Source organism: Pseudomonas sp. FP2196 (assembly GCF_030687715.1).
Lineage (GTDB): Bacteria > Pseudomonadota > Gammaproteobacteria > Pseudomonadales > Pseudomonadaceae > Aquipseudomonas.
The window spans coordinates 2,787,303-2,812,596 of record NZ_CP117445.1; the positions used below are offsets into that span (position 1 = coordinate 2,787,303).

At 58.2% G+C, this 25,294-nt stretch carries 22 protein-coding genes and 2 pseudogenes; 14 read left to right on the top strand and 10 right to left on the bottom strand.

What is annotated here, in order from left to right:
* Positions 1-23: 23 nt before the first annotated feature.
* Positions 24-635: a glutathione transferase GstA gene (gstA, locus tag PSH79_RS12530; protein ID WP_305443307.1), complete on the bottom strand. Its 612-nt coding sequence runs from the start codon at positions 633-635 to the stop codon at positions 24-26.
* 109 nt (positions 636-744) lie between these two features.
* Here gstA and PSH79_RS12535 point away from each other — a divergent pair, with 109 nt between their 5' ends.
* Together PSH79_RS12535 and PSH79_RS12540 are read left to right on the top strand one after the other, a co-directional pair.
* Complete coding sequence (locus PSH79_RS12535; RefSeq protein ID WP_305443935.1) at positions 745-1,653, top strand: transcriptional regulator GcvA; 909 nt, start codon at positions 745-747, stop codon at positions 1,651-1,653.
* Positions 1,654-1,821: 168 nt separating this feature from the next.
* Complete coding sequence (locus PSH79_RS12540; protein ID WP_370872659.1) at positions 1,822-2,190, top strand: cupin domain-containing protein; 369 nt, start codon at positions 1,822-1,824, stop codon at positions 2,188-2,190.
* Between the two features lies 1 nt (position 2,191).
* On the opposite strand, the gene PSH79_RS12545 is transcribed toward PSH79_RS12540, so the two are convergent.
* Positions 2,192-2,401 carry a hypothetical protein gene (locus PSH79_RS12545; protein WP_305443937.1) on the bottom strand — a complete coding sequence of 70 codons (210 nt, stop codon included), beginning with the start codon at positions 2,399-2,401 and terminating at the stop codon, positions 2,192-2,194.
* 460 nt (positions 2,402-2,861) lie between these two features.
* Between PSH79_RS12545 and PSH79_RS12550 the strand changes: the two genes are divergently transcribed.
* The 3 genes and pseudogenes from PSH79_RS12550 (at position 2,862) to PSH79_RS12560 (ending at position 3,832) form a co-directional block, all read left to right on the top strand.
* Positions 2,862-3,146, top strand: coding sequence for a hypothetical protein (locus tag PSH79_RS12550; RefSeq protein WP_305443310.1), 285 nt, complete (start codon positions 2,862-2,864; stop codon positions 3,144-3,146).
* Positions 3,136-3,318, top strand: a pseudogene (locus PSH79_RS12555) (ZIP family metal transporter); the annotation flags it as partial. The gene PSH79_RS12550 and the pseudogene PSH79_RS12555, both read left to right, overlap by 11 nt.
* 103 nt (positions 3,319-3,421) lie before the next feature.
* Positions 3,422-3,832, top strand: a complete 411-nt coding sequence (locus tag PSH79_RS12560; RefSeq protein ID WP_305443312.1) for a hypothetical protein — start codon at positions 3,422-3,424, stop codon at positions 3,830-3,832.
* A gap of 24 nt (positions 3,833-3,856) precedes the next feature.
* Here PSH79_RS12560 and PSH79_RS12565 read toward each other — a convergent pair whose 3' ends face one another.
* The gene (locus PSH79_RS12565; protein WP_305443314.1) at positions 3,857-4,783 is read right to left on the bottom strand and encodes a universal stress protein; all 927 of its coding nucleotides are present in this window, start codon (positions 4,781-4,783) and stop codon (positions 3,857-3,859) included.
* 369 nt (positions 4,784-5,152) lie between these two features.
* Between PSH79_RS12565 and PSH79_RS12570 the strand changes: the two genes are divergently transcribed.
* The 3 genes from PSH79_RS12570 (at position 5,153) to PSH79_RS12580 (ending at position 7,805) form a co-directional block, all read left to right on the top strand.
* Positions 5,153-5,368, top strand: coding sequence for a hypothetical protein (locus PSH79_RS12570; protein ID WP_305443316.1), 216 nt, complete (start codon positions 5,153-5,155; stop codon positions 5,366-5,368).
* 56 nt (positions 5,369-5,424) lie between these two features.
* The gene (locus tag PSH79_RS12575) at positions 5,425-6,666 is read left to right on the top strand and encodes a DUF4010 domain-containing protein (protein WP_305443319.1); all 1,242 of its coding nucleotides are present in this window, start codon (positions 5,425-5,427) and stop codon (positions 6,664-6,666) included.
* Between the two features lie 215 nt (positions 6,667-6,881).
* Positions 6,882-7,805: a universal stress protein gene (locus tag PSH79_RS12580; RefSeq protein ID WP_305443321.1), complete on the top strand. Its 924-nt coding sequence runs from the start codon at positions 6,882-6,884 to the stop codon at positions 7,803-7,805.
* A 52-nt stretch (positions 7,806-7,857) separates the two neighbouring features.
* Here PSH79_RS12580 and PSH79_RS12585 read toward each other — a convergent pair whose 3' ends face one another.
* The gene (locus tag PSH79_RS12585; protein WP_305443323.1) at positions 7,858-8,421 is read right to left on the bottom strand and encodes a GNAT family N-acetyltransferase; all 564 of its coding nucleotides are present in this window, start codon (positions 8,419-8,421) and stop codon (positions 7,858-7,860) included.
* Between the two features lie 222 nt (positions 8,422-8,643).
* Here PSH79_RS12585 and PSH79_RS12590 point away from each other — a divergent pair, with 222 nt between their 5' ends.
* Positions 8,644-9,555 (top strand): universal stress protein, encoded by a 912-nt coding sequence (locus tag PSH79_RS12590; protein WP_305443326.1) that lies wholly within the window; start codon positions 8,644-8,646, stop codon positions 9,553-9,555.
* Between the two features lie 154 nt (positions 9,556-9,709).
* On the opposite strand, the gene PSH79_RS12595 is transcribed toward PSH79_RS12590, so the two are convergent.
* The 4 genes from PSH79_RS12595 to fnr all read right to left on the bottom strand — a co-directional run bounded on the left by PSH79_RS12595 (position 9,710) and on the right by fnr (position 14,227).
* Positions 9,710-10,615: an amino acid ABC transporter substrate-binding protein gene (locus PSH79_RS12595; protein ID WP_305443328.1), complete on the bottom strand. Its 906-nt coding sequence runs from the start codon at positions 10,613-10,615 to the stop codon at positions 9,710-9,712.
* A 49-nt stretch (positions 10,616-10,664) separates the two neighbouring features.
* Complete coding sequence (potE, locus tag PSH79_RS12600; RefSeq protein ID WP_305443330.1) at positions 10,665-12,005, bottom strand: putrescine-ornithine antiporter; 1,341 nt, start codon at positions 12,003-12,005, stop codon at positions 10,665-10,667.
* A 170-nt stretch (positions 12,006-12,175) separates the two neighbouring features.
* Positions 12,176-13,366: a sodium:proton antiporter gene (locus tag PSH79_RS12605; RefSeq protein WP_305443333.1), complete on the bottom strand. Its 1,191-nt coding sequence runs from the start codon at positions 13,364-13,366 to the stop codon at positions 12,176-12,178.
* A gap of 120 nt (positions 13,367-13,486) precedes the next feature.
* Positions 13,487-14,227, bottom strand: coding sequence for a fumarate/nitrate reduction transcriptional regulator Fnr (fnr, locus tag PSH79_RS12610; protein ID WP_305443334.1), 741 nt, complete (start codon positions 14,225-14,227; stop codon positions 13,487-13,489).
* Between the two features lie 241 nt (positions 14,228-14,468).
* Here fnr and PSH79_RS12615 point away from each other — a divergent pair, with 241 nt between their 5' ends.
* Entirely contained in the window at positions 14,469-16,838 is a 2,370-nt protein-coding gene (locus PSH79_RS12615) for a phosphoketolase (protein WP_305443335.1), read from the top strand.
* A 47-nt stretch (positions 16,839-16,885) separates the two neighbouring features.
* On the opposite strand, the gene PSH79_RS12620 is transcribed toward PSH79_RS12615, so the two are convergent.
* Positions 16,886-17,533 (bottom strand): BON domain-containing protein, encoded by a 648-nt coding sequence (locus PSH79_RS12620; protein WP_305443336.1) that lies wholly within the window; start codon positions 17,531-17,533, stop codon positions 16,886-16,888.
* A 215-nt stretch (positions 17,534-17,748) separates the two neighbouring features.
* Between PSH79_RS12620 and PSH79_RS12625 the strand changes: the two genes are divergently transcribed.
* Together PSH79_RS12625 and PSH79_RS12630 are read left to right on the top strand one after the other, a co-directional pair.
* Positions 17,749-17,979 carry an Lpp/OprI family alanine-zipper lipoprotein gene (locus PSH79_RS12625; RefSeq protein ID WP_305443337.1) on the top strand — a complete coding sequence of 77 codons (231 nt, stop codon included), beginning with the start codon at positions 17,749-17,751 and terminating at the stop codon, positions 17,977-17,979.
* Positions 17,980-18,057: 78 nt separating this feature from the next.
* Entirely contained in the window at positions 18,058-18,978 is a 921-nt protein-coding gene (locus tag PSH79_RS12630; protein WP_305443339.1) for a universal stress protein, read from the top strand.
* 19 nt (positions 18,979-18,997) lie between these two features.
* Here the strand turns inward: PSH79_RS12630 and PSH79_RS28160 are convergent.
* Positions 18,998-19,116, bottom strand: a pseudogene (locus tag PSH79_RS28160) (aromatic alcohol reductase); the annotation flags it as partial.
* Between the two features lie 364 nt (positions 19,117-19,480).
* Here PSH79_RS28160 and PSH79_RS12635 point away from each other — a divergent pair.
* Together PSH79_RS12635 and PSH79_RS12640 are read left to right on the top strand one after the other, a co-directional pair.
* Positions 19,481-20,638: a two-component system response regulator gene (locus PSH79_RS12635; RefSeq protein ID WP_305443340.1), complete on the top strand. Its 1,158-nt coding sequence runs from the start codon at positions 19,481-19,483 to the stop codon at positions 20,636-20,638.
* Between the two features lie 43 nt (positions 20,639-20,681).
* Entirely contained in the window at positions 20,682-25,061 is a 4,380-nt protein-coding gene (locus PSH79_RS12640) for a response regulator (RefSeq protein ID WP_305443342.1), read from the top strand.
* The last annotated feature ends 233 nt before the right edge of the window (positions 25,062-25,294 follow it).

Here is a 25,294-nt window from a genome sequence, read left to right on the forward strand (position 1 = left end):
CCCGTTCACACAAACGACACGGATCAGACTGGCTGTGTGGCGGCTTCTGCCGCCATCGCCAACTGCACACTTGGCCGGTCGGCGATGCGCTTCATGTAGGCGGCCAGCACCGGCCAGTTCTCAATATCGATGTTGAATGTCGGTAGCCAGGTGAGGACGGTAAACAGGTAGGCGTCGGCCACGCTGAAGGTACTCATCAGATAGTCCTGTGTGGCGAGCATCTGGCTCAATAACTCCAAACGCGAAAACAGTTTGTGTTTGAAGAGCGACTTGATCGATTCCGGAATCTGACTGTTAAACAGCGGCGCACTGCCGCCATGCATTTCGCTGCTGATGAAGTTCAGATGTTCCTGCAAGCGCGAACGCTCCCACACGCCATTGGCCGGCGCCAGCGCACTCCCAGGAACCTGATCGGCAAGGAACTGCAGGATCGCCGGCCCCTCCGTCAACACCTCGCCGTTATCCAGCACCAGCGCTGCCACATACCCCTTGGGATTGATCTCACGAAAATCACGCCCGTCGGCGGTGCGTTTGGTCTGGTTGTTGACGCGAATCAACTCGAACGGCATCCCCAGTTCCCGGAGCACAATGTGCGGTGACAGAGAACAGGTCATCGGTGCGAAATACCGTTTCATGGCAGTTCCTTGTAGAGACAGGGCGCCAGAATCCAATGTCACTGAGCGTTTCGCAAAGGTCATTTCGAGTGTTAGCGTATGACAAAATCTCATGAGTATTGAGCGTCATATGGTTGCCAGATTGCCCTCCTTGAATGGCTTGAGAGCTTTCGAGTCCGCTGCTCGGCACATGAGCTTTACCTTGGCTGCACAGGAGCTGAACGTCACGCAAACCGCGATCAGTCATCAGATCCGTCGACTAGAAGATGAGCTTGGCGTGCCTCTGTTTCTGCGGTTGAAGGACGGTTTGGCGCTCACGGCAGACGGGCATGCCTACTTGCCCGGCATCCGTTCGGCGTTTCATGAATTGCGCTATTCAACAGAGCAATTGCTGGCGTCGCGCAGCCACAGTGTTCTCACCATCAGCACCTTGGTGTCGGTGGCGTCGAAGTGGTTGCTGCCGCGCTTGCCTTCATTTCAGCAGGCATTTCCTGAGATTGAAGTACGAGTCAGCGCTTCCACCGATCTGGTGGATTTTCGCAAGGGTGGCATCGATGCCGCGATTCGCTATGGTCGGGGCGACTGGAAGGGCCTGCGTGCCGATTTTTTGATGTCCGATGAGATTTTTCCCGTGTGCAGCCCCGCGTTACTCGCTGGGACAAAAGCCTTGAAAACGCCTGCTGATTTGGCCAATCACACGATGCTGCAAGTTAGCGGTATGACCGGCGGCGACTGGAGCACTTGGTGCGGCGCAACGGGTCAGTCAGCGCAAATAGCCCAAGGGCCACGGTTAACCTTCGATCTTGCAATGATGGCAGTGCAGGCAGCGGTCGACGGGCAGGGGGTGTGCATCGGGCGCTCGACCTATGTCGACGACGACCTGCGTGCCGGCCGGCTGGTGGCACCTTTTGCGCTGCGATTGAAAGATGATCTGGGGTTCTATCTGGTCACGCCTCATGAAACGGCCGGGGCGAAAAAGATCGTCGCCTTGCGGACATGGTTGCTGGCGCAGCAGCAGAACAGCGATCTGTTTGTATAAACATGTATCAATCCCGGCCGGGTACACAGATGAATAACAAACACCGGGTTTAAGACACATCAGCCATACATGCCCCGCGCACAGTAGCGGTCACCACACCACTACGTACAAGAGGGCAACACCATGCGCCGTCCACTGTTTCTGGCCACCGCCGTAATACTCGCTTCGATGACCGCAATCGCACACGCCGCTGAGACGCAACCCAAGAGCTGGCAACAAGGCCTGAGCCGCACGGATCTGGTTCGCCAGGATCTCGGCGCCGATGACCGCGAAGTGATCCAGGCGCGGGTCGACTTCGAACCCGGCGTGACCTCGCCCAAGCATGCGCATCCAGGTGTGGAGGTTGCGTATGTGATTAGCGGCACGTTTGAATATCGACTTGAGGGCAGGGCGCCGGTGACGCTGAAGGCGGGGGATTCGCTGTTTATTCCGGCAGGTGTGGCGCATGTCGCCAGTAACGTCGGCAAAGAGAAGGCTTCTGAACTGGCGACTTACATTGTGAAGAAGGGCGAGCCGCTGCTGATTCTTAAACCGTAGGTTAATGGAGCGTCACAACCCGGCGACTCTCGCCAATCCTGATCCGGTCGAGCGCCCGATTCAACGCATCAAGCGCATCGAGAAGGGCTTTGGCTTCTGCTTCTCGACCATCACCCCACAGGCGTTCGGCCATTTTGTTCAACGCCTGAATGGAGCGCTCGATTTCTGCGGCGGTTGCGGCCTCTTTACTGAGCGGCGGTTTCTTGGGCATTGCGTGACTGTCCTGCGCGTTTTTGCGGGGTTGTGCCGTTTTAGCACGATGCCCGGTCGCCGGGAAGTTGAAAGCAATAGTGCTTAAATGCACTTTTAACTTTTTTACTTCAGTTACTGGGGGGGGGAAACTGCTGTTGCGTGAATACCCCGTTTCACAGGTGGCACCGTTGTCACTGTTGATCCCGGTGTTTGGCATCTTCGGCTCAATGATCATCCTCGACCAATACCCGAGCGCCGCCCATTGGGCGCTGATCATGCTGGTGTTATCTGCGCTTGCGCCGGGCTCCGGGAGAGTTCAGGTGGTGCTGGTGCGGCGCTCAAAGTTAACGGATTACATCAAGGTCATTCATGAGTAGACGCCTTGCAATGGCCCTTTCTGAAAACGGTATGGCCAGGTGCGCAGCAACAGCATGGTCTACAGTTGCAGCCATGGAATTGATGACTTCAGCCGGTGAGAAATGCTGAACAAGTATCCGAGTCAAACCAATAGCCGCAGAGTTCTGGCAGCGCTTGGCTGCGCCTTTATTGTTTTGGGTATCTTCCTGATGATCTTCGACGCGGTTGGCCAAGGCGTCGTGTTAGCTGTGCCCGGCATTATGCTCGACGTGCTGTGTTTTTTTGCCAGCGAGAAGGGGTATGAAAGGGCGGAGCGATTTCTTTCCTGGTTTGCGTTCATTGCCATCGCCGTTCGCACCCAGGACATCATGCCCGGATTCGCCGCTGGCATGATGCATTTCCAGTAGTTTTGCGCTGGGCTATCCCTTCGTCCTGGGTCTGGTTGCTGGCGCGATGATTTTTGTGGTGTCCCCTGAAGTCGTTCCCGAGACCCACCGCAATGGTCACGAAACCCCGGCGACCCTCGGTTTGAGGATTGGATTCGGGGTAATGATGTTTCTCGACACGGCCTTGGGTTAAAACGCCGTGTATGCGCATCTGGTCGGCGTGTCGACTCAGGATCGACATGAATCGGCCGATAGCAACGAATGTCTCGATACGTTGACTGGAAGTCAGGAAGGATATGGAGCCGGAGAATAAGGTTCTGGTTTTTTTAAAGCGCTTTCGTTACCTCATATTGGCGGTAATGGTCATAGCGTCTTTGGTAGGCGCCATTGCGCGCTCCAAAGGCGACGGGAGTCTGGTCTGGACGGTATTGGGAGCGCAGGCCTGGTTTACCCAAGCTGTTTTTGCCTACCTTCGCGGCGGTAATGTATTTATCGGACCTGGCGGCCTTTCCAAGGATGACAGCCCGATTGGCAGAGCATTGCTGGCGGTGGCAGCGTTTGGTTTCTACCTGTTGATGTTCAGCTATGACGCACCTCAGCATAATTCGATTTATGAAAAGCGACCGTCGGACTGGACGATGCCTGCGCGTGAGGAGATCGGGCGGTCTTCGGGCGTAGGCGGCACGTTGACGGTGCGCCCTGATTAGCACGCATTTGTCGGATAGCGCTCTTCAGAGGGTCAATGTTTCCGGCGCTATGACCCACACGCTGCAAGGCATCTTGTACAACAGATGCTCTACCGTACTGCCGACCAGGCGGCCTATCCCTCGATGGGCAATACGGCCCATCACGATCACGTCGACGTCGTACGCATCGGCATAGCTGGCAAGCACCTTGGCTGGGTCTCCCATAATCATGTGCTGGTTTTCTGCCGGGATGTTGTTGCGTGCAGCCAGCGCCTGGAAGGCTTCACCTTGGGCGTCGAACAGCTTCTTGGCGGCGCTTGAGGAAAAGAAGGCTGACGCGTTATCGAAGCCGAATTCGGCGGCGCTGATGGACGACAGGTCATGGGCATAGATCACGTCCAGATCGGCGTTGCAGGTGCTTGCCAGTCTTGCTGCTTCGCGCAGTATCCGGTCGTTCAGGCCTTGGTATTGGCCATCGCGATGGAACGGGTCGACCGCCGCGACGATTCTGCGTGGCAGGGCATGCTGAACATGGCTGACAAAATGCAGCGGCACAGGACATTCACGCAGCAGGTGGACGTCCAGCGGCGTGAACACAAGGCGTGACAGCAGCGATTCGTGCTCCAGTGCCTTGATCAGCGCGGCCATGGGTTGCTCCCTCAAGTGAATGAGGATTTCCTGCAAGGGCCTTTCGACCCACACCACTTCAGTGGTGACGTGTACGCCGAGTTTGCGCAGAGGCCGCGCCTGATCTTCCAGCCACTGGTGATGGCGCTCGACATAACCTACTCGCATTTGCTCCAAGGCTTGCTCGTTAACCAGCCCGGCGGTGGCCAGGCCCTCCAGATAGTCGAACGCCACGATGTGCAGCGCGGCATCCGAGGCTTTAGCCAGCGCGGCAGCCCGGTCGAATGCCGGACTGTTTTTCATCAGCGGCGAGACGACCAGCATGAAGCGTGATTGCTCGGACATGACAGAACTCCCGTGGATCAACACACAAGCACTGCGCTGTGAAAGGGCAGTGGGACGTGTGCTCATTCTGGCGCGGGCTGGCCAGGCGGGCTTGATATTTGTCAACTGGATGGCAGGACGAATCGTGTGGGCGGATATACGGTTGGGCAATGCGGTTCATCCACCGATTGTTGACCATTATCAACTACCGGCCCGAAGTGTCGGCGCAAGCTTTTGTCCTGTGCTGAGCGCACAGGCCAATCTGTGTCCGATTCCGGCCTGGATGATTACAGCATCGTCTCCACACGGTGCCCCGGCGGCAAGGGGCGTAATGAAAGTAGCCATCACCCTTGAACGCAGATGGGTCTGCCGTTTCGACCGAGGTTTACCATGAACATCGAGATCAGTGAGAGACAGGCACCCCACGGCTGGGTCGTGCATCTGGATGACTGGAACGTGAACTTCAAGCACCTGCAAGCGGCGCAAGACTTCGTCAGTCTGCTTCAGGCCCGCATCGATGCACCGCATGTCTGGCCGAGCACCTTCGGTGAGTCGTTACGCACGGCGCCAGTGCCTCGTCGTTTGGGCGTCGCGAGCGTTGAATGATCCCGCTGAGTCAAGCACAGGGCAGGGCGTGAAAGCCCTGCGGGATGCGATAAATCATGAATGAGATGTTCGATCTTTCGGGTGCTGCGGCGGCGTTGGGGATCGGCATGCTCATCGGGCTTGAGCGTGAACGGCACAAGGGTACCGGCGATGCGCGACACTGCGCCGGCTTGCGCACATTTGCCATTACCGCGCTGCTGGGGTACGTCGCGCTGCAGATAGGCGGTGCCCTGCTGCTGGGGATCATGGCTGTCTGTGTGACGTTGCTGGTGAGCATCGCTTATTGGCGCAGCTTGAGTGATGACCCCGGCGTGACCAGCGAAGTGGCGTTACTCGCGGTGTTGCTGCTGGGAGCGTTGTGCGGTGGTGCGCCGGCCCTGGCGATTGCCCTGGGCGTGGTGATCGCCGGGTTGCTGACGTATCGCGAGAAGCTGCATCATTTTGCCAACAGCCAGTTGACCGACACGGAGATGCGCGACGGCCTGGTCTTGCTGATCGCGGCGCTGGTGGTGCTGCCATTGGCGCCGGACCGTTACATCGGCCCTTATGCCGCGATCAACCCGCGCACCATTTGTACCCTGACGGTGTTGCTGATGCTGGTAGGGGCGATCGGCCATATCGCCGTGCGTGCGCTGGGCACCCGCTATGGCTATGTCATCAGCGCGATAGCCTCCGGGTTTGCCTCCAGTACCGTGACGATCGCCACCATGGGCCAACGGGTAGCCCATGAACCGGGCAACATCAGAATCCTCAGCGCTGCCGCCATTCTGTCCAATCTTGCCACCGTGGTTCAGGCCGGCCTGATCCTCGCCACGGTTGATCCGGGCCTGCTGCGCAGCCTGTGGGCGCCGCTGTGTTTCGGCCTGGTGGCGACAGCGTTGTATGGCGCCTGCCTGATGTTTCCCGACCCGACGCGAGGTACTCGCAGCGAGCCGATCAAAACGGCGGGGGCGTTCAACCTCAAACTCGCATTGGTCGTGACCCTGACCCTCACCGGCATCACACTGCTGTCATCGGCAATGCTCCACCACTTCGGACAGGTGGGTGTGATGCTCACGGCGACACTGACAGGCTTTGCCGATGCGCATTCCGCCACAGCCTCTGTGGCGAATCTGGCCAAGGCGGGGCATCTGCCATATGACGCCATCGCCGCGCCCGCGCTGATTGCCGTCAGCAGTAACTCGGTGAGTAAATGTGTGGTGGCCTGGGTCAGCGGCGGCAGGCGCTTCGCCGCCTATGTGATCCCGGGCCAGCTATTGTTGACGCTGGCAATGTGGACGGGCAACGTGTTGGTTTAATCTCAAGCTGACTGAACTCGTCACCGCTCAGATCGATGAACATCAACGCCTGGGGCGACCGATGAGTGTGAGCGCCGTTGATTACCTGATCTTTTGCTCGAGTGATACCCCGCGTCAAAATCCGTGCAGTTGCTGATAAAGATCAAAGTGCTGGCGGCCGCAGCGTTCACGCTGAATGTCTATTCCTTCTGGCTGGCCGCGTGCCGAGGTATCCCATGTCGCAAACTCAGCGTTTACTGTTGATCGCTCCTCCCGCCATGGAGCGCACGCCGGCGTTCGAGCGCGCCGCTGTGCTGGCCCAGGCCATGCAACTGCCGCTGCACATCGTGGCCTTCGATTATGTGCAGGCGCTGGCGGTGGCGGGGTTGTTTGCCCCTGAGCAAATTCGCCTGGCCCGCGATGGTTATCTGCGCACCCATCGTCAGTGGCTCACAGAGCAGGCGTCATTGCTGGCCAGGCATCACATCGAGGTCACCACCGAGGTGGTCTGGGTTCAGGATCTCTTTGCCGAGATCCTCCAGTTCGTCAACGAGATGCCCGTCATATTGATCATCAAGGATGCCCAGCACGAATCCGCGTTGGAGCGGGTTTTCTACACACCGCTGGATTGGCAACTGTTACGCGACTGCCCCGTGCCGGTTCATCTGGTGACCGACGACATGCATCCACGCCCGCGCAATGTAATGGCCATCGTCGATGTCTTGCGCAGCGAAGAACAGGATTGCCTGTTCAACGACCAGATCATTGATGCAGCCACCCGGCTGGCTGAGCAATGTGATGCCGGGCTTGAACTGGTGCATGTCTATGACTGGACGTCGGTTTACGCCACGGACATGGGGTTCGGTGCATTGCCATTGGCCACCGGGATCTATGAAATGCTGGGCAGTGCGCAGCATGAGGCGTTTGCGGCCCTGGCCGAGCGTCACGGCGTACCGGTCTCGTGCCGGCATTTCATCGAGGGCGCGCCGGTACCGAGTATCTGCGAGTTCGCCCTCAAGAAGCAGATTGACGTCATTGTGATGGGAACGGTGCAGCACCACGGCTTGAGCAAGTTGTTAGGCACCACCGCCGAACAGTTGCTGCATCGCGCACCTTGCAGTGTGTTGGCGATCAAGCCGCAACAAACACTGCAATCCTGAAACGAGATCGCCCCGGGGGGAGTCGTTGGCCGACACCTCATGGGGCGATTTTTTACAGGTAAAGACGATGAATGACCTGGCGCGGATCGTCAGGATCATTGTGGGTCTCGAAGCCCAAGTGCTTGGCCAGATCGCGCATCGAGGCGTTACTTGAGGCATCGACCGAATACATCTGGCGAAAACCGTTGTGGCGAGCCGCTTTGATCAAGTGCTCCATCAGCAATGTGCCCAGGCCCAAGTGCTGCCATTGATCGGCGACCGTCACGGCACATTCGCATTGATGTTCGCCGGTGCCGGCATAGCGGCTGATGCCGATTTCGATCAACTTGCCGTCCTCGTGAACCATTGCGATGAATGCCGTGCGCTGTTGGTTATCAGTGTCCATCAACTGGTCGAGCAGAGCGGTGCCGGGCTCGCTGATCTGGGCGAGAAAGCGCATGTGCCTGGATTCGGGGGACAGGCGCTTGATGAAGTTGTGTTCGCGCTCACGATCTTTTCCCATGAGAGGGCGGATCAACACATGGCGGCCGTCCTTGATCGGCTCGATCCAGTATTGTCCGGAGACTGCCGCATAGGCGGCGACGGCCTGATCGTTGTGGTCTTTAACGGTGAGCATGGTTCATCCTCCATCCAGTTTGAAAGGCTGGCGGGCGGTGAAAAAACGTCCGCTTGGCATCCTTCTACACCGTTGGCCACGGTGGCATCTGATCTAAATCAGACACTGGCCATGGCGATTTTTCATTGGCATCGGTTTGATGTAAATCAACATCAGGCAGGGAGGCAGGTGCAGTCTTGAACCCTGCCAGGCCACAACGCCGGTGCCGAGCGGAGGTGTGTAATGGGCCAATATCAACGTCTTTTGCTGGTCGCCGACCCGACACTGCATCAATCTGCGGCAATGATGCGTGCTATCGCGTTGGCGAAGGCGAGCGGCGCGGCGCTGGATGTGCGGGCCTTCGTCGAGCCGGTGCCGGTCACTCATGTGTGGGAAGAGAGAATCGATGAGGTGGATGCGCAGCGCTATCAGCGCCGCTACCGTCGCTGGGTGGCCGACGAGGTCGAGCAGCTCAACGCCCATGGCCTGGACGTGACGGTGGACGTGGTCTTCACCAGTCATCCGTTGCTGGATATCCTGAAATCTGTCAAAGCGCTCAAACCCGATCTTTTGATCAAGGATGTGACGCTGGAACCCGCACTCAAACGCGTTTTCATCACGCCGCTCGATTGTCACTTGCTGCGTGAGTGTCCTGTTCCCGTGCACCTGGTCAATCAAATCCGCTACGCGTTGCCTCATCGCGTCGTGGCGGCAGTGGACCCGTTTGATCCAGGCACACAAATCAGTGGATTGAATGACGCGATCATTCAGACCGCGAATGCGTTGGCGTTGCAATGCGATGTGCCGTTGCATCTGCTGTACGCCTACGATTTGTCAGCGGCGTTCAACGGTGATGCGCCAATGGACACGGGTGGCTGGAACGAAGATTTTGCAAGCGAGCTGCGCGAGTCCCAGCACCAGACCTTTGTCGCACTTGCGGATCGCCACGGTGTGCCTGCGGAGCGCCGGCACTTCGTCATGGGCCATCCGGTGCCGGTGATCACTGAGTTTGTCGAGCAGTATCTGGCCGACGTGGTGGTGATGGGCTCGGTTCATCGAGTAGGCATTGATCGCTTGATCGGCAGCACCACCGAGCGTGCGCTGTATTCGGTGCCGGGGAGTATTCTGGCCGTCAGGCAAGGGGGCACGGTATGAGCACAATCGCTCCGTTGAATTGCCCCGGCCGTAAACCGTCAAGATGACAACCGGTGAACCGCACCTGATCGCAGGAATTCTCTCGATTGCAAGTCCAATCGCTTAACTGCAGAGGCATTCTGGGCTGATTGAACTCGACATTTCTGACATGTCGCTATGGTATTGCATAGATCTTGAATAGCTTTTTGGCCGCACTGTCGGCTCCGCCCAGGTGTTTTTCGAATGCCTGTTCAATGTCGCCGGATCGATACATTTCACTCAGGGCAGTGTCGACCAGCAGACGGAAGTCTTCATCCTCTCGATCCACTGCCATTGCAGTCGGTGCGTACTCAAAAATCCGCTTTAGCAGTACCAGGTTTCCTGAAGGGTAATTCCGGGTCAGCAGATGCTCGAGCATCATGCGTTCAGCGAAGAACGCATCGGCTTTGCCATTGGCAACCAGCTTGAGACCTGCTTCTGCGTTCTCCACTGTGACGAGAGTGGCTACAACCCCCAGCAATCGCATTTGCTGATGTATCCACGCCTCGGTGACACCGCCAGCGATGGCGGCGAACGTCTGATTGGATAGACCAAGGTTCACAGTGGCTCGCCATGTTGGCCCTGTATGAGCCACCTTGCCACCCAGCACATTGAGCAAGGGTTCGGCGGCATCCTGGCGCACCACTGCCGACAGACCGGCGGTGTAAATCGGCACCGAGTAACTGACGATCTTGCGCCGCGCCAGTGTGGGTGGGGTCGGCGTACAAAGAATGTCGATCTTCCCCGAACTGACGGCATTCATCTCGTCGTTGAATGAGACAGGCTGGTACTGAATGTTCAACTCAGGCAAATGCAAATCGGTTTTGACCTTCTCGGCTATTTTCAGACAAAGATCGATGGCATAACCGCTGGCTTTATCGGCTGCTTGATCACTGAAAGGCGCGAAGTCGGGTAAGTAGCCCAGGGTGAAAGCATGACTCGCGCGTATGCGTTCAAGCGTATTGCCATGGGCCATTACCGGTAGCAGCGCCAGTATGCAGACGAGCAGCAGGTTGTTGGCTTTGGTCAGTTTGACGTTCATGCGCAGGTTTCCTCGAATTCAGTTATGTGTGCTGTACCGAAGACTTCGATCAAGGGTTATCAGCCCGGGGGCTAACAGGCGCAGGGGCGTCGACAAAACGTTTAGCGAGGAAACCGTAGAGCAGGTAGCCGAATACCAGAACAAGGATGCCGCCGAACACGGCGTCTTTGCCGCAGGCATACAGCGCATACAAGGAATAGGCCACGGCAACCACTAACAGCAGGGTATTGCGCGTGTATACGCCTGCGCTGACTTTGGCTTTGTACATCATGACCAGCAGCCCGGTGGCTGCCGTCACGTAGGGGATCAGGTTGGTCACCGCGGCGAGGCTGACGAGTTTTCCGAACTGCGCGCTCGCGTTCGGCGAAATGGTCGACAGCGCCATCAAGGTCTGCAGCACGCCGCAGACCAGCATCCCGACGATGGGGGCGTTGCGTGCGCTGACCTTGCTGAACAGTTTCGGGAACATGCCCTGATCAGCGGTCACCTTGGCGGTTTGCGCCAACGTGAACTGCCAGCCCAGGAGCGAACCCACACAGGCCATCACCGCGAGCGCCATGATGATGTTGCCGACCAGAGGGTTGAACATATGCGCATAAACGAGTGCGAAAGGTGCGGATGAGTTGGCCAGTTCGGCATTGGGAATGATGCCCTGAATGACCGTCGTCGATAGCACATAAACTACCGCTGCCCCCAATGTCCCGAACAGACAGGCCAGCGGTACGGTGCGCGTGGGATTTTCCACCGCATCTGAGGCCTGGGCAGCCGACTCCATGCCGAGAAACGCCCAGAGGGTCAGAGGAATCGCTTTGCTGATCGCTTCGGATATCGGTAGTTGATTCGGGTTCCAGGCGGCGATGATCAGATCAGGTTTGAACCAGAACCAACCGATGATGCTCAAGCCCGCTACCGGGATGATCACCCCCCACACCGTAACCGCACCAATCCTGCCCGTGATGCCAGGGCCGCCAAAATTAGCCACGGTGGTTAACCAGAGCAAGCCGACCGTTCCGATGAACAAGGGAATGGCCCCGCTTCCCAGCCAAGGCATGAACGATGTCATGTATCCCACTGCGGAGATGGCCACCGCCACGTTGGCGATGGCCAACGACAGGAAATACAGATACGAGCAGAGGAAAAAACCTGATTTTGCGTGCGCTTCTTCGGTGTAGGCGGATAACCCACCTGAGCGCAGACAGAAGATGCCACATTGGGAAAAACAATACGCGATGGCCATGGAGCCGACAGCGGTGACGATCCATGACAACAATGAAACAGCGCCGAGTTGGGCCATGCTCGTCGGCAACATAATGATGCCTGACCCCATCATGTTTACCGTCACCAGTGTGGTGAGCCCCATGAGATTCATTTTCTTGCTTGAGTCGGTCATCGGAATCCCCTCGATCTACGAAACGCATCACCGCTCAGCCATCGAATGCACTTGGAAGCAGGCTCAGGCTCCTGCCCATACTTTGCTAGATGCGAGTTGTTCGGACAGACGCTTAGGCACGCTCTCGTCGCAACACTAGTACCGGCGGACGGTGGCATTTCTGATAAAGATCAATCAACACGGTTTGCCAGCCGTGAGACCCATGGATTGGCACTCAAGCCATGTAGCAGCACGCTGAGTAAAACGGTACAGGCCGCTACAGCGACCAACGTACGACTGGCTTGCAGAGGGTAGTCCAATATCATTACGGCGAAGACGATACTTGCCAGACCTCGTGGGCCGAACCAGCCGATGAACAGGCGGGTTTCGAAATCGAAGCCGGTTCCTGCCAGGCTGATGAGTACCGGCAGTATGCGAACAAGGGTCAGACTGAGCACTGCATACAGCCAGATATTCAGAGTGAAACTGCTCCAGGCCCAAGGGATCACCAGCGCGCCGAATACGATCCAGGTAATGACCGATAGCAGGCTGGCGAACTCTTCGCTGGCCTTGAGCAGATCGTGCTTTTGTTCAGTAAACAGGTAGCTGGCGAGCAGCCCTCCAACGAACGCGGCGATAAACCCGCTACCGCCTAGAGCTTGTGCGGTGGCAAAGCAAAGCAGGGCCAGCCCGGGCAGCGTCAGCTGCGACCACATGGGTGTTTGCCAATGATGTTTTCGAGAATAACGCTGCAACAGCCAGGCAAAGAAGGTAAGGGTGGCGCCGATGAGTGCGCCGATTCCAAGCGCCTCTACAACCAGCTCTACCGCCAGCGAGATGGGAGACTGCGTCTGCTCTTCGATCAACAGGGCCAGGAACATCAACAACACCGGAACGCAGATGCCGTCATTGAGCCCGCTCTCCACGTTCAATCCCTCACGCACGGACGCCGCCACCTTGGGGTTGCTCACTACCGCTTTACCCAGTGCTGCGTCGGTGGGCGCCAGAAGGGTTGCCAGTATTGCCAATTCTATCGAGGGTATCTGCGGGAACAGCCAGATGCCGATCAGCCAGCCACTTAGCATGGTCAGCGGCAGTCCGATCAACAACAAGCGCAGCGGTAATCCTTCGTGCACTTTCAGAACCTTGAGGTCGGCGCTGGCTGCATCACTGAAAAGAACAATCGCCAATGTAAGTTCTGCCAGAATTTTGAGACCTTCCCTGTCAATCCGTGGCTGCAGAATGCCCAGAAACGCGGGGCCGAGAATCAGCCCGGCCAGCATGAACATCAGAGGTCCATTGAGCAGGCGGGATTCGAAACGCCCCGCAAATATGCTGTAGGTCAGAAGGAAAGCGGCAAGCAGGGCTAAGTTCTGATACATGATCACTTGCCTGTTCTGATTGATGCCACAGCAATGGCAGGGTCGGCCGTCTCACGCGATGTTAAAAGCGCAGGACAAAACCAGGCGGGCACGCATGATCAATCTCCGTGACGGACGGGGTCAGTGAGTCTGGCGATTGCAGCCGGACACCATCTGCTTGAGGCCGTCCATGTTCTGGATTTTCACGTCGCGCCCGGCGATTTCCACCAATCCCTGATCGCGCAAGTGGGCGATGCCCCGACAGATGGTCTCCAGACGCAGCCCAAGGTAGGAGCCGATTTCTTCGCGGCGCATTTTCAGCACGAATTCCTTGGCGGAATAGCCTCGGGAGCTCAGGCGTTGCGAGAGGTTGAGCAGGAATGCCGCCAGGCGTTCATCGGAGTTCATGTTGCCCATCAGCACCAACATGCTGTGGTCACGCACAATTTCCCGGCTCAGCAGTTTGTTGAGGTTGTGCTGCAGGGAGGGGAGGCTCTGCGCCAGTTTTTCCAGTTGCGCAAAGTGAATCGGGCAGACTTCGCTGTCTTCCAGGGCATACGCAGTGCAAGCATGCTGATCGGCACTGATGGCGTCCAGGCCGAGCATTTCGCCGGGGATGTGAAAACCGGTCACTTGTTCGCGGCCGTCGACGGACAACACGCTGGTCTTGAACGAGCCTATGCGCACAGCGTACAGCGAGCGTAGCGGGTCCCCCGTCCGGTAAAGAGCGGCGCCTTTCTTCACCTTGTATCGCTGCACGATCAGCGTATCGAGTCGCTCGACCTCCGATCCAGTCAGGCCGATCGGCAGGCATAACTCCACAACGCTGCAGTTGGAACAGGCAGCCTTGAGAAGCGGCGGTGGGGACGGAGCTTCAAGCATGGGAAAGGTGCCTCCAAGGGGTGCCATAAGCATAGGTGTCGTAGCGGCGCACGTGCTTTTCATTTGGCCTTTCACCGTGGTTGCGGACGAGCGGGGTGCCCGTATTACCGAGGCGCTGGCAGCTTCGCCTTTATTAGCTTCAAGGTTGATGTTGAAACTTGATGTAAATCAAGCGTTGCGCTTTGCAGGCTTCCAGAATCAACGGATGACAAGGATTCATCGGTCTTTTGCGGAGCGCTCCATGAGTGATTTTCTGAATGCAGAGCAACTGGCAGGGCTGGACGCCTATTGGCGGGCCTCCAACTACCTCGCCGTGGGGCAGATTTACCTGAAGGACAACCCGCTGTTGCGTCAGACATTGACTCTGGCCCATATCAAACCGCGATTGCTGGGGCATTGGGGGACGACGCCGGGGCTGAACCTGATCTATACCCACCTCAATCGTGTGATCAATCAATACGATTTGAACATGCTGTTCGTCGCAGGCCCCGGGCATGGTGGGCCAGCGGTGGTTGCACAGACCTATCTGGAAGGTACTTACACCGAGTGCTATCCCTCGGTGGAGCGCAATATCAACGGTCTGCAACGCCTGTTTCGGCAGTTTTCCTGGCCTTACGGGATCTCCAGCCATGTGTCGGCGCAGGTGCCGGGGTCAATCCACGAAGGCGGCGAGTTGGGGTACAGCCTGGCCCATGCCTACGGTGCGGCGTTCGATAATCCGGATTTGATCGTGGCCTGTGTGATTGGCGATGGCGAGGCCGAAACCGGCACACTGGCCGCCAGTTGGCATTCCAATAAATTTCTCGATCCTGCGCGTGACGGCGCGGTGCTGCCGATATTGCACCTGAACGGCTACAAGATCGCCAATCCGACGATCCTGTCCTGCATTAGCGAGGACGAGCTGTCGGCACTGATGTATGGCTATGGCTACGATCCTTACTTTGTCGAAGGCGATGAGCCGCTGCGAGTGCATCAAGACCTGGCCAGAACCCTGGACATCATCACTCGCAAGATCCGCGACATCCAGCATCAGGCGCGTCAGCCATCGGCCACCGCGGTGCGACCGCGATGGCCCATGTTAGTGCTGCGCACGCCTAAAGGCTGGACCGGTCCTGAGTTCGTCGACGGCCATCGTGTCGAGGGGACCTGGCGCGCCCATCAAGTGCCATTGGCGGATTTCCAGCAACCGCTGCACATACGGCAACTGGAAGACTGGATGAACAGCTACCGTCCTGACGAACTGTTTGACGACAGCGGCGCCTTACTCCCGGAACTGGCAGCACTGGCGCCAACCGGTCAGCGGCGCATGAGTGCCAACCCCCAGGGCAACGGCGGTCTGCTGTTGCAACCACTGAACTTGCCACGCTTTAGCGACTATGCCGTCACTCTGTCCGCGCCGGGTGCCTTGCGCGCCGAAGCGACCCGAGTGCTCGGTACGTACTTGCGCGATGTGATGAAGGGCAACCGACAGTCGAGCAACTTTCGATTGTTCGGTCCTGACGAAACCGCCTCCAACCGACTGGACGCAGTGTACGAGGTCACCGCCAAGGCCTGGATGGAGCCTCTGCAAGCGGAGGACATCAACCTGGCCCCTGACGGCCGGGTCATGGAAATTCTCAGCGAGCAAGTGTGTGAAGGTTGGCTTGAGGGCTATCTACTGACCGGTCGCCACGGCTTGCTGTCGTGTTATGAGGCCTTTATCCATATCGTCGATTCGATGGTCAATCAGCATGCCAAATGGCTGAAAACCGCTGCCGAAGTGCCTTGGCGAAAACCCGTCGCATCGTTGAATTTTCTGCTCACATCACACGTTTGGCGCCAGGATCACAACGGTTTTTCTCATCAGGATCCGGGGTTCATCGATCTGGTGGCGAACAAAAAATCCGACATCGTTCGTGTCTACCTGCCGCCCGATGCCAATTGTCTGTTGTCAGTGGTCGAGCATTGCCTCAAGAGCCGTGACTACATCAATGTCATCGTCGCCGGCAAACAGCCGGAATGGCAGTGGCTGGAAGTCGATGCAGCGTTGCGTCATTGCCAGGCCGGGATTGGCCGCTGGGAATGGGCCTGTCACAACGACGAACAACCTGATGTAGTCATGGCCTGCGCTGGCGACGTGCCCACCCTGGAAACCCTGGCTGCCGTGACGCTGTTGCGCAGCTATGCCCCGGACTTGCGGGTGAGGGTGGTCAACGTCGTGGATCTGATGGTGCTGCAGCCTGGATACCAACACCCCCATGGCCTGTCGGACAGCGCGTTCGATGAATTGTTTACGCTCGACACGCCCGTGATCTTTGCCTTCCACGGTTACCCGGCGTTGATCCATCGCCTGCTGTACAAACGCAGCAACCACGATAATTTCCACGTGCGCGGTTTCAAGGAGGAGGGCGCCACCACCACGCCGTTCGACATGGCGGTCATCAACAATCTGGACCGCTACCAATTGGCGCTGGATGTGATTGAACGCGTTCCTCGGCTGCACGAGCAAGTGCAGGTTGCGAGGGCGCGCTATTGGTCAATGATGGAGAAACACAAGCTGTACCTCATTGAGCATGGCGAGGATCTGCCGGAAGTCCGAAACTGGCAGTGGACCCCGCCGATTGTCCACTGAATGCTTATTTGCTCATCCAGTTAGCCTGGATGATCGGCAACTTGAACTCACGCCAGCAGCAAATGATCTTCGACTTTCGTCACGCCTGGCACCGACCAGGCCGCCCGTTCTGCGATCTGGCGCTCACGCCACAAGTGGACCCGGCCTTCAAGCGTCACTACGTCGCCTTCGACTTTGACGCGAATCTCGTGGGCGTGTACTTCGGCATTGCGTTTGAGCGCTGCCTCGATGCGCTCCTGAATATCGAAGACGTCTAGCCGTGGACGCAAAACCAGGCGATTGTCGACGCCGATTACGCCGGACAGCTTACGCACCGAGCGATCCACGGTTTCCTTCTGGTATTGCCAGTCCACCTCACCTTCCAGCGTGACCCGCCCGTGCTGCACCGTGACTTTGACATCGCCTTCGGGTACGTCGGAACTCCAGAGGATGATTTTCAAGGCACGGTTGGCGATGATGTCGTCCCCTGTTCCGCCATGGTTGTTGAGCCTGACCTCTAATTCTTCGGCCAGCGCTCGCACTCCCTTGATACTTTTTACCGCCCGCTCCGCACTGACCTTTTGTGCGAGGGTGTTGACGTGACCGGACAGCGTGACCACTCCGTTATCCACGCTGACACCGATGTTGGCGGCGTTGATGTCTGGCTGGAATTCAAGTTCTTCCAAAATGGCTTTGCGCAGATCCAAATCACTCATGACGGCGGTCTCTCTTCGGATGGGGGGCACGTTCGGCGATTGCCTGATCAGTCTTTTTCTACGCCCGAGCGGCGCAAATACATTGAGATAGATCAACAACATCCATTTGCACGGCCACCCATCGATGGCGTCATTAATTGACAAAAATCAGAGTCGGTCGCAGACATCGCCAGATACTCAGATCATCGATTTAGCCGAGCCACCCAGGGGAAACCATGAACATGCGCTTGCTCATCATTGTGCTGAGTATCCTGTTGACCACCACCGGATGCAGCCACCGCCATGCCCAGGAAATCGAAGCGCGACTGGAGTCCGCCGAAGACAACGCGGCAACGGCACGTTTGCGCGCCGACGAAGCGCTATTGAAAGCTGAACAGGCACAGCGTGCGGCTGATGAAGCCAATGAGCGCGCCAAGCGGACGACCGAAAAGGCAACGCGCAAGTAGTTGGCGATCACCTCAAAACCGGACACGGACGTCGGGCTGGCAAACGGGCCGGCAAAGCATTGCCAGGAGAAATACGTGATGTTCAAGCTCAAGCGAATTCTGTTGATCGCACCCGCCGAAATGACCCGAACCCCGGCGTTTGCCCGCGCCCAGGCGTTAGCCAGAGCCAGCGGTGCGTTGTTGCATATCGTGGCGTTCGATTATGTCCAGCCCCTGGCGCTGGCCGGTTTGTTTGACCACAGTGCCATGGCGCAAGCGCGTGAAGGCTACTTGCAGATGCATCGCCAATGGCTGGAACAGCAAGCCCGGTTTCAGCGCAGTGCTGGGGTGCAAGTCACCACCGAAGTGGTCTGGGCCCGGGCCACGCCAGCGCATGTGCTTGAGTACGTAAATGACTTTCATGCTGACCTGGTGATCAAAGACGCGCACCATGTTCCCACCCTCAATCGAGCGTTTCATCATCCATTGGACTGGGAATTGTTGCGTGATTGCCCGGCCTGCGTGCACCTGGTTACCGAAGCCGCAAATCCCAAACCCTTGAAAATCCTGGCGGCCATTGACCTGTCACACCTTGAGGACCTGACACATGGCCTCAACGACCGGATACTCGACCTGGCATCGACACTGGCATCAACGTGCGATGCGTCGTTGCATTTGTTGAACGTGAGCAATTGGTCTGTGGTGGGTGATGCCGCGATGAGTGTGCCGAACCTGAGTCTGGATCACAGTTTGCGCGATGCGATCAACGATACTCAGCAAGAGGCGTTTCACACACTAGCGGAGCGCTATGGTGTCGATGAAAAGCATAGACACGTGTTGACCGGCATTCCTTACCGGGTGGTCGAGTTGTTTGCCCGACAAAATGCTTTCGACCTGGTGGTGCTGGGGACCACCTACCACCATGGGTTTGACGGCTTTATCGGTGGCACCGCCGAATGTCTGGTGAACCGTGCCCCGTGTAGCCTGATGATGGTCAAACCAGCACCTTCTGCAGTTTGACCAGCCACCGCCGCAGTCAATTGACGTCCGCTTTTTTCTCCGGCACCTGAGTGTTTATCGTTGAATCGCTGATCAGGGCACTGATTGAGGACCGCGTGCGCGTTTTGCCACATGCGCAAGATTGCGCAAAACCGGAAGGGCTCAGAGAAGACGATGGGTGTCAGGCGGGAAATGCTTGCTCATTCACGCAGCCGCTGGTCGTTCGGTCAGTCGAAGCTTCCAATCCCCTGAACGTGGCGGAAATAGCTGAAAAGAGGTGGAACCGATCCGAAAAGACAGAATAAAAATCGTAAACCCCAGAAACGACAAAGCGAAAAGGGGACGCATTTTTTTATAGAGCAGGCAGTCTGCTATTGGCCATTTGTACACATTTTATTCATTGCTTGATGAAGCCCGCCTACCAATTTCCACCTAGCGATTACCGTTTTTCTAGCTACGCTTGCCAGCAAGAATGGCGTAACTGCGCCCGTTCATTAATTGTCTGGCAAGGGAGCCAACATCCATGGACAGCCTGCAGGGCGTTTATCCATCAGCAACCGTTCTGGTGGTCGATGACACCCCCGACAACCTGATGCTTATCGCCGAGTTGCTCAAGGACAAATATCGGGTCAAGGCAGCCAACAGCGGAGAGAAAGCCTTGCGCCTTCTGCAGGCGGCCCCCCTTCCTGACCTGATCCTGCTGGACATCATGATGCCGGGCCTGTCCGGTTATGACGTTGCCGAGCAGCTCAAGCTTGACGCTCGCACTCGCCATATACCGATCATTTTCCTGACCTCGATGACGGCCACAGAGGACGAAATTCGAGGGTTGAGCCTTGGCGCTGCGGACTACATCACCAAGCCGATCATCCCCCCGGTGCTGATGGCCAGGGTCGAGACGCAAATCAAGCTCAAGGCCGTTGCCGATTTCCTGCGCAATCAGAACGAATTTCTCGAGCAGGAAGTGCAACGCCGCACCCGTGAGGTGATCGCGATACAGGATGTCACGATTCACGCCATGGCCTCACTGGCGGAAACCCGCGACAACGAAACCGGCAACCACATTCGTCGTACCCAGCACTATGTGAAACGGCTGGCTGAACTGTTGCGCAATCACACGCGCTTCCGACACTTTCTAGACGAAGACACCATCAAACTGCTCTTCAAATCGGCGCCGCTGCACGATATCGGCAAGATCGGCATCCCCGATCGCATCCTGCTCAAGCCGGGACGGCTCACTCCGGAAGAGTTCGAGATCATGAAGACCCACACCACACTGGGACGCGATGCCATCCAGCACGCCGAGGATCAGTTGGGCATAGACGTGGATTTCCTTCATCTGGCCAAGGAAATTGCCTACGGCCATCAAGAAAAGTGGGATGGCAGCGGCTACCCGCAAGGAGTGGCCACCGACGACATCCCGATCAGCGCCCGGTTGATGGCCGTGGCCGATGTCTACGACGCGTTGATCAGCCGTCGCGTGTACAAGCCCGGCATGTCCCATGAGCAGGCAGTGCAAATCATCCGCGAAGGCCGGGGTTCGCATTTCGACCCGGACATCTGCGACGCGTTTCTCGCCAATGCGGAGCAGTTCCGGGAAATTGCCGCACGCTTCGCCGACAGTGACCAGGACATGGCCAGGCAGTTGGCCTTGCATGAGCCGATCGCTGACCATCTCTGAGCCCTTTGTGCCACCCAGCACTTGCAGTTGAACGAGGCCATTTATGAACAGACTGTTCGAGCTGCTCGAGCGCCTGTCCCTGCGCAGTAAATTGATTATCGGCTTCGCTGCGTTGATGACATTGATCCTGATACTCGGCGTGCAAAGCCTGCGCACCCAGTATTCGCTCAGGCATGAAATGCAGCAGTTGTACCAACAGGATCTGGCCGGTATCCAGCATGTGCAGGAAGTTCGGGTGCAACTGCCGCATCTGTTGCTGGCCATGCAACGCGCGGTCGCGACCAATAACGCCGATATCCGCATCAGCGCCAGAGCGCAGATGGACCGCGCCCATGAGCGTCTCCACGAAGCTTTGGAGCAGGTGCGACCAACGCTGCGGCGCCAGAGCAGTCTCAATAGCTTGCTGGAATTCGAAGTGGTCCTGCGGCGTCTGCAAAAAGACGGTGACGACGCACTGGAACTGGCCGGCAAAGGCTCTCTGGGTCAGGCCTTGACGTTGCTCAACAGCAAGGACTTTCTCGCCTTGGAACAGGGCAGCGACGGGCTGCTCAACCAGATAGAGAACAACAAGGAAGCCGATATCCACGATACGGCGAAGAACCTCGCTGAGTACGCCCAGCGCAGCAGCACGATCACCTATGTCTTGCTGTTGGGCGGTTCGACGCTGGCTTTGCTCTTGACCTGGCTGGTCAGTTATTCCATTCGTGTGCCGCTCAACCGCGTCCGCGTGGCGGTTGATGAATTGGCGTCGGGCAAGCTGGACGGCCAGATACCCCACACCGATCTGCGCAACGAAACCGGCGACCTGGCGCGGGCCATTGCCACGCTGCAGGTGGAGGCTCGTCAACTTGAACGCCAGCGTTGGGTGAAAGGTCATGCCTCGCTCCTGCAAGTGGATCTGCAACAGGCAGAGACGCCACAGCAGTTGGCCCAGGCTTTTTTCAGCCGCATCGCGCCCCGCTTGGGCATGTGCCAGGGGGCGCTTTACGTGCTCTATGAAGGCGCGTCACGCCTGCAATTAGTCGGCGGTTACGCGCTGGACAGCAAGCACCCGTTGCCTGTCGAGCTTGAACTCGGCGAGGGGGTGCTTGGCCAATGCGCACTGGATCGCCAACCCCGCCTGCTTGAAGATCTGCCCGAATCGTTCTGGCACGTGCGCACGCAGTTAGGCGCAGCTGCTGCCAGCCATTTGATGGTGCAACCGTTGCTGCGTGGCGAGCGCCTGCTCGGGGTTGTCGAAATGGCGGGGTTCCGGTCGCTGGAGGAAAACGAAGCGTTGCTTTTGCAAGAAGTCCTGCCGAGGCTCGCCGGGGCCATGGCCATCATGGAACGCAGCGAGGCGGCCCAGGCGCTGCTGCAGGAAACCCGTCGTCAGGCGGACGAAATGGGCGCACAAACCTTGCTGCTGGAACACCAGGCCAGTGAGTTGGAGGCTCAGCAGGCGGCACTGCGCGCCACCGAAGCGTGGTATCGCGGCATCATCGAGGCGGCGCCGGACGGCATGCTGGTGCTAGGGGCCGATGGCAACATCCTGATGACCAATCCGCAAATGGACAACCTGTTTGGCTATGCACCCGGAGAGTTGATTGGCGCCAGCATTGAGCGTCTGGTGCCTCAGGCTGCCCGCGAGCGGCATGTCCGGTTGCGCGACGGTTTCATTGCCAGCGGCGGAACCCGGCAGATGGGGGGCGATCTGGATGATCTGAGCGGGGTGCGCAAGGACGGCAGTCTGTTCTCTGTGGAAATCGGCCTGTCCCATCTGCCGCGTCTGGAGGGGCGGGGTGTCTGCGTCTGCGCCTCGGTGCGCGACGTCAGTGATCGCCGGGCGATGGAGGCCCGGCTGCGTACCGCCAGCGATCGCCTGAACCTGGCGCAAGAGTCCGGTGACATCGGCTTGTTCGACGTTGATCTGGTCACCGGCACAAACTACTGGACACCCCAGCTCGAAACCCTGTTCGGGCTGGAGCCCGGCGGGTTCGGCGGCACGTTGGCGCACTGGCAGGCGCTGGTGCATCCCGAGGATGTGGCGCGGGTCAGCAGTACGTTTGAAAGTGCCGTGCAAAGTGATGATGATCGCGTCGAATTCGACTTTCGCATCGTGCGCAAAAACGATGGGCAGGTGCGCACGTTTCGCTCGCTCAACCGGTTTTCACGCACAGCGGACGGCAAGCCATTGCGCGCAACCGGCATCAACATCGACGTGACGGCATTGGCAGAGGCCAGGGCGACGGCCGAAGAAGCCACTCAGGCCAAGAGCGAGTTTCTCGCCAACATGAGCCATGAGATCCGCACGCCAATGAACGCAATCATCGGCATGAGCCATCTGGCGCTGCGGACTGAACTGGACAATCGCCAGCGCAACTACATAGAAAAGGTACACCGTTCGGCGGAGAACCTGCTGGGGATCATCAACGACATCCTCGACTTCTCCAAGATCGAGGCCGGCCGGATGAGCCTTGAACAGGTGCCTTTCCGTCTGGAAGACGTGCTCGACAGCTTCGCCGCCATGATTGGCCTGAAGACCGAGGGCAAGGGCCTGGAGTTGCTGTTCCAGATCCCGTCCGACTTGCCCACGGCCCTGCTCGGCGATCCCCTGCGATTGGGGCAGGTGCTGATCAACCTCGGCAACAACGCGACCAAGTTCACCGAGCACGGCGACATCGTCGTCGGTGTGGAAGAAATCGGCACGCACACCGATAGCGTGCAGCTGCATTTCTGGGTGCGCGACACCGGCATCGGCATGACCGTCGAACAGTGTTCACGTATGTTCCAGTCATTCAGTCAGGCGGACACTTCGATCACTCGCAAGTACGGCGGCACCGGGTTGGGACTGTCGATCTCGAAGACGCTGGTAGAACTGATGGCCGGCCGGATCTGGGTCGAGAGCGAGCCGGGCGTTGGCTCCACGTTCCATTTCCAGGTACAGCTCGGCGTGCAGCAAGACGTTCAGCCGCGTCGTATGTTCAAGGCGGGCGAACTGTCAGGGATGCGCGTGCTGGTCGTGGATGACAACGCAAGTGCCCGTGAAATCCTCTCGGGCATGGCGCGCAGTTTTGGCCTGGAAGTGGATGTCGCGCAGAGCGGCAGTCTGGCGCTGCGCATGTTGGCCGACGCCGAGCAAAAGGCGCTGCCTTACGATTTGGTCTTGATGGACTGGCGGATGCCCGGCATGGATGGCATGGAAGCCGTGAGCAGAATGCATTCTGCCAGCCTGATGCATACACCGTCGGTCATCATGGTCACCGCGTTTGGCCGCGAAGAGGCGCGCGAGGAAGCCGAGCGCCAGGGCATCCGCCTGCCGGTGGTGCTGACCAAACCGGTCACACCGTCCGCTCTCCTCGAAGCCATTGGTGGGGTGCTGGGCAAAGGGCTGCTGGGCGATTCCCGGGCCGGCGAGCGCTCCCAACACAATGCCAGTACCCTCGCCAGCCTTAATGGCGCGCGGTTGCTGCTGGTGGAAGACAACGAGCTGAATCGGGAACTGGCCTGCGAACTGCTGGAGAGTGTCGGAATCAGCCTGCGATTGGCGTGGCACGGCCAAGAGGCCCTGGACATCCTCGCCGAGGATACGAACTTCGATGGCGTGCTGATGGATTGCCAGATGCCGGTGCTGGACGGCTACTCCGCCACCCGGCGGATTCGCCAGCAGCCGCGCTTCAACGCCTTGCCGGTGATCGCCATGACCGCCAACGCCATGGAGGGTGACCGCGAGAAAGCGCTGAGCAGTGGCATGAACGACCACATCTCCAAGCCACTCAACGTCGAGGCCATGTTCGCCACCCTGGCGAAATGGATCAAGCCACGGCCGGCCCAAGCATCGCTGAATGCAGGCCCGCCAGATGGGATGCCTGATCGTCTCGAAGGCATTGAAATGGAGGCCGGCCTCACCACTTGCATGGGCCGTCGTGATCTCTATTTACGCTTGCTCTGCAAGTTTCGCGACACGCAGGCAGGCTTTGCCGAGCAATTCCAGGCCGCACTGTTCGATCCGGATGCTGGCGCCGCCGGACGGCTGGCGCACAGTTTGCGCGGCACCGCCGGCAACATCGGCGCCAAGGCAGTGGCGCAGGCCTGCGCTTTGCTGGAGCAGGCCTGCCAGGACGGCGAACCGGCTGCGATGCTGCAAGCGCTAGCGATACAGGTCGAGCTTTGCTTGCTCCCGACCTTGGCGGCTCTGGCCGACCTCAACATAGACGCACCGGCCGCCACAGAGGATGACCTGCTGGACGACGCGGCATTCAGCGAGCAACTGAACAGGCTCATGGGTCTTTTGGACGAAGGTGACACGGCGGCGCTGGACGCGCTTGCAGAACTGCGCAACATGCCACTTGATCCGGCGTTGGCAGAACGCCTGGCATTGGTCGCGGTGCAGGTGGAACTCTTCGACTTTGATCGTGCCTTGAAGCTTCTGCAGGATGAATAAGTTGAGGTAATGAGGTGGCTGCTGACCCTTCCTGCAGCTGACCTCTACTGGCCGAAAGCTGCCAACCGACCGCATTCAACGCAACAACAAGCTCTGCTTGGTGTGATTTGACTAGCGCAAATCCAGCGGTGTCAGAAGGGCAGGGGTGCGGAAATGGCCGAAAAGATGCGGAAACGATCCATAGGGAGAGGAGCAAATTTCACGAATGCCAGAAACGACAAAGCCCTGAATAA